The organism is Micromonospora sp. D75, assembly GCF_018070405.1.
Lineage (GTDB): Bacteria > Actinomycetota > Actinomycetes > Mycobacteriales > Micromonosporaceae > Micromonospora > Micromonospora chalcea.
Genome location: NZ_JAGPXV010000539.1, coordinates 1 through 4,151 on the forward strand (window position 1 = coordinate 1; position 4,151 = coordinate 4,151).

The following is a 4,151-nucleotide window of genomic DNA, read 5'->3' on the forward strand; positions in this document are numbered from 1 at the left end:
GGGTGCGGCGGGCGGGGGGGCGGGGGTGGTGTGGAGGCGCGGGGCGGTCAGCGCCGCGACGACTGCGGTTCGGGTACGCATGACTCGTTCCGTTCTCCTGGAGGGACATTCACTGCGCGGGCAGGTCCACCACGTACGGCGTGACCGCCCACGGCACGCCCGCCTCGGACGGCAGCGCGCCGGTCTGCGCGGCGGTCCGCAGCACCGCGCCGACGCCCCGCACCATCCGCACCCGCTGCGGGCCGTCGCCCGCCACGCGCACCAGGTCCCCGTCGAGCAGCGTCGGAACGGGCGCGTCCCGCAGCGCGTCCAGCACCGCGGTGAACGGTTCGGTACGCGCCAGCGGCGCGATCAGCGGCGTGCCGTCCGCGCGGTGGTCGAGCAGGTTCGCCAGCAGCCCGCGGCGGCCGGGCACCGGGCGTGGCGTGTCGTCGCCGGGTAGCCGCAGCCGGTCGGTGGGGTACTCCAGCACCGCCCGGCCCCGCTCACCGGTGACCAGCACCTCCCCGGGTACGTGTTCCTCGGCGGCGAGGGTGAGCGCGGCCAGCACGGGCGGCCCGGCGTGCGGGGTCAGTCGCAGCACTGTGGTGTCGTCCACCTCGATCGGGCGCACCCGGTAGCGCTCCACGGCGATCCGGGCGGGGCGGACGGGTGCGCCGGTGACCGATTCGGCGACGGCGAGGCACTGCATGAGCGCGTGGGCGAGCGGGTTGGCGAGCGCTCCGTCCAGCGCCGGGCGGCCGTCGACGGTGCGTCGCCCGGCCCACGGGGAGCGGGCGTAGTAGGCGTCCGGGCGTTGCCAGGCGGCGAGTGTGGCGATGCCGGTGACCGGGCCGAGCCGCCCGAGCGCGCCGGTCAGTTCGGTCAGCGCGGCCGAGCCGAGCGCCTGGAAGTTGACCTGCACGGCCCGGCCGGCGGCGTCCGCGGCGGCGGTGAGCGTCAGGTGTTCGGCGAGGTCGAGCACCGGCGGCTTCTCCAGCAGCAGGTCCGCCCCGGCGGCGAGCGCGTCGAGCGCGATCGGCAGGTGGGTGTGCGGCGGCGTGCAGATCACCACCACGTCGGGCCGGGACTCGGCGAGCATGGCCCGGTGGTCGGTGAAAACGGCCGCCTCCGGCGGGACCGGCGCGTCCGGTTCGGCATCCAGCGGGCGTACGTCGACCAGCGCCACCAGGCGCGCCCGCCCGGCCGCGTGCAGTTCCGCGATGGTCCGGCGGTGCCAGCGGCCGTGCCCGTTCGCCCCGATCAACGCCACCCGTGGCGGCCCGCCGGCGCTCACCGGGCGCCGCCCGGCGTGCTCCCGGTCACCGGGCGTCCGCCAGCGTGGCCCGGACGCCGTGGCGTTCCAGCGCGGTGAGCCAGCCGGTCACGTCGGCGCGGAACTCGTCGTCGGCGGCCAGGTCGGGCGGGAACACCTCGCGCAGCGCGAAGACCGCGTCCACCACCCCGGCCGGGGTGTGCGCTCCGGCGGCGTGGGTGGCGCGCAGCCGGTCGGCGAGCGGGTCGTCCAGCGGCAGCGGCCGGCCGTCGTCGGCGTACCCGAGCAGGAACCGCAGCCAGGCGGCCACCACGAGCGCGCTCCACCGCGCCGACCGGCCGGCCGCCCGCAGGTCGGCGACGGTGTGCAGCACCCGCTGCGGCAGCTTCTGCGAGCCGTCCATGGCGACCTGCGTCGTCCGGTACCGGATCGCGGGGTTGGCGAAGCGAGCGAGCACCTGCTCGCCGTAGGCGCTCACGTCGACGCCGGCCGGCGGGGTGAAGCTCGGCGTGATGTCCTCGGCGACCAGCCGCCGCAGCACCGCCTCCAGGTGCGGCAGCGTCAGCGCCTCGGCCACCGTCTCCGCGCCGGCGAGCGCGCCCAGGTACGCGGTGGCCGAGTGCACGCCGTTGAGGGCCCGCAGTTTCAGCCGCTCCCACGGGCCGGCGTCGTCGGTGAGCACCGCGCCGGACCGCTCCCAGGCCGGTCGGCCGCCGGGGAAGTCGTCCTCGATCACCCACTGCGACCACGGTTCGGCGGCGATGGCCGCCAGGTCGGTCACGCCCAGCGCCCGGCGCGCGGTGTCCCGGGTCTCGTCGGTGGCGGCCGGCACGATCCGGTCGACCATGGTGCCGGGGCAGGTGACGGCGGTGAGCACCCGTTCGGCGCTCGCGTCCGGCACCCGGGCCAGCGCGAGGCACTGCTCCACCAGCCCGCGCAGACGGCGTCCGTTGGCGGGCAGGTTGTCGCAGCTCACCAGCGCGATCGGCCCGGCGTCGGCGGCGGCGCGGGCGAGCAGCCCGCGCACCAGCAGACCGGGCACGGTACGCGGGGGACGGCCGGTGGTGAGGTCGGCGGTCAGGTCCGCGTCCACCGTCAGCGCTGCGGTCACCGGGTCGAGCCGGTACGCCTTCTCGGTCACCGTCAGCGTGACCACCCGGATCGCCGGGTCGGCGAGCAGGCCGACCACCGCGTCCGGGTCACTCGCGGCGTGCCGTACCCCGGCGAGCGCGCCGACCACCCGGGTGGCCGCGGCGTCGGGGGCGAGCGTGGTGACGCTGAACAGGCAGTCCTGCGCGGCCAGGGCGTCGACCACGTCGGTGCTGCGCGGCGCGACGCCGATGATGCCCCAGTCGCCGCCGGCCGCGCCGACCGCCGCCTCGGTGTGCACCGCCTGGTGGGCGCGGTGGAACGCGCCGACGCCGAGGTGGACGATGCCGGCCGGCACGGTGCCGGGGCGCAGCAGCGGCCGGGACTCCGGCGGCAGGTGGCGTAGCGTGGCCAGGCCGAGCCGGTCGGGGGTCAGCGCCATGCCGGGCCGTCCGGGAAGCGGAACCGCGCGATCGACTCCGGGCGCATGGTGGAGCTGTAGCCGGGCACGGTGGGCACCAGGTAGCGCCCGCCCCGGGTGCGAACCGGGTCGGTGAAGTGCTCGTGCAGGTGGTCGACGTACTCGACCATGCGGCCGTCCAGGCTCGTGCCGACCCGCAGGTGGTCGAAGATCGCGAGATGCTGCACGTACTCGCACAGGCCCACGCCGCCCGCGTGCGGGCAGACCGGCACGCCGAATTTCGCCGCCAGCAGCAGCTCGGCGAGCACCTCGTCCACGCCGCCGACGCGGCAGGCGTCGATCTGCATCACGCCGATCGCCTCGGCCTGGAGCAGCTGCTTGAAGATGACCTTGTTGGCGGCGACCTCGCCGGTGGCGACCCGGCAGCGTCCGCCGGTCAGCTCGGTGACCGCGCGGGCGATCCGGGCGTGGCCGAGTACGTCGTCGGCGTGCGTGGGCTCCTCGATCCAGTACGGGTCGACCTCGGCGAGCACGCCCATCGCGGCGATCGCCTCGTCCACGTCCCACACCTGGTTGGCGTCCATCATCAGCAGCGCGTCCGGGCCGATCTCGGCCCTGATGATCCGGGCCCGCCGCAGGTCGTCCTCGATCCGCCCGCCGACCTTCATCTTCATCGCGCGCCACCCGGCGGCGTACGCGTCGCGGGTCAGCGCGCGCACCTGCTCGTCCGGGTAGCCGAGCCAGCCCACCGACGTGGTGTACGAGGGGAACCCGTCGCGTTCCAGCCCGGCGAGCCGGTCGGCCAGGCCGTCGCGGCCCTTGTCGAGGATGGCCGCCGCCTCGTCCGGGGTGAGCGCGTCGGTGATGTGGTGGAAGTCGACAGTCGCGACCAGCTCGTCGGTGGGCATCTCGGCGAGGAGGCGCCACATCGGCTTGCCGGCGAGCTTGGCGCGCAGGTCCCAGACCGCGTTGACGAGCGCGCCGGTGGCCATGTGGATCACGCCTTTCTCCGGGCCCAGCCAGCGCAGCTGCACGTCGGCGGCCAGGGAGCGCCAGAACGCGACGGGTTCGGCGGCGATCTCGGCGACGGTGCGTCCGCGTACGTGGTGGGCGAGCGCGCGGACCGCCGCGCAGGTGATCTCGTTGCCCCGGCCGTTGGTGAACGTGAACCCGGTACCGGTCGGCCCGCCGTCGGTGGTCAGCTCCACGTACGTGGCCGAGTAGTCGCCCCGGTTTATCGCGTCCGAGCCGTCGCCGCTGGCGGCGGTGGGGAAGCGCACGTCGTGCACCTCGACGTCAAGGATCCTGGTCATGAAGGCCCACCTCCGAACTTGAAGACCTGCTTCGGCAGCCGGTACGCCAGGTCGACGATCGTCTCGGCGGCCT

The 4,151-nt window shown here is 75.5% G+C and carries 3 protein-coding genes; all 3 read right to left on the minus strand.

Going from position 1 to position 4,151, the window contains the following annotated elements; all coding sequences use genetic code 11:
* Window positions 1–109 precede the first annotated feature (109 nt).
* From KBX39_RS24925 to KBX39_RS24935, 3 genes are read right to left on the minus strand one after another with little or no spacing between them, the layout of a single operon-like run.
* Window positions 110–1,276: a Gfo/Idh/MocA family oxidoreductase gene (locus KBX39_RS24925; RefSeq protein WP_210872785.1), complete on the minus strand. Its 1,167-nt coding sequence runs from the start codon at window positions 1,274–1,276 to the stop codon at window positions 110–112.
* A gap of 25 nt (window positions 1,277–1,301) precedes the next feature.
* The gene (locus tag KBX39_RS24930) at window positions 1,302–2,786 is read right to left on the minus strand and encodes a mannitol dehydrogenase family protein (protein ID WP_210872787.1); all 1,485 of its coding nucleotides are present in this window, start codon (window positions 2,784–2,786) and stop codon (window positions 1,302–1,304) included.
* Complete coding sequence (locus KBX39_RS24935) at window positions 2,777–4,078, minus strand: enolase C-terminal domain-like protein (protein WP_210872789.1); 1,302 nt, start codon at window positions 4,076–4,078, stop codon at window positions 2,777–2,779. The genes KBX39_RS24930 and KBX39_RS24935 overlap by 10 nt, the downstream gene beginning before the upstream one ends.
* Window positions 4,079–4,151 lie beyond the last annotated feature (73 nt).

Coding starts and splice junctions, on each gene's coding strand:
- KBX39_RS24930 (WP_210872787.1), bottom strand. CDS start 2,786: ATGGCGCTGACCCCCGACCGGCTCGGCCTGGCCACGCTACGCCACCTG.
- KBX39_RS24935 (WP_210872789.1), bottom strand. CDS start 4,078: ATGACCAGGATCCTTGACGTCGAGGTGCACGACGTGCGCTTCCCCACC.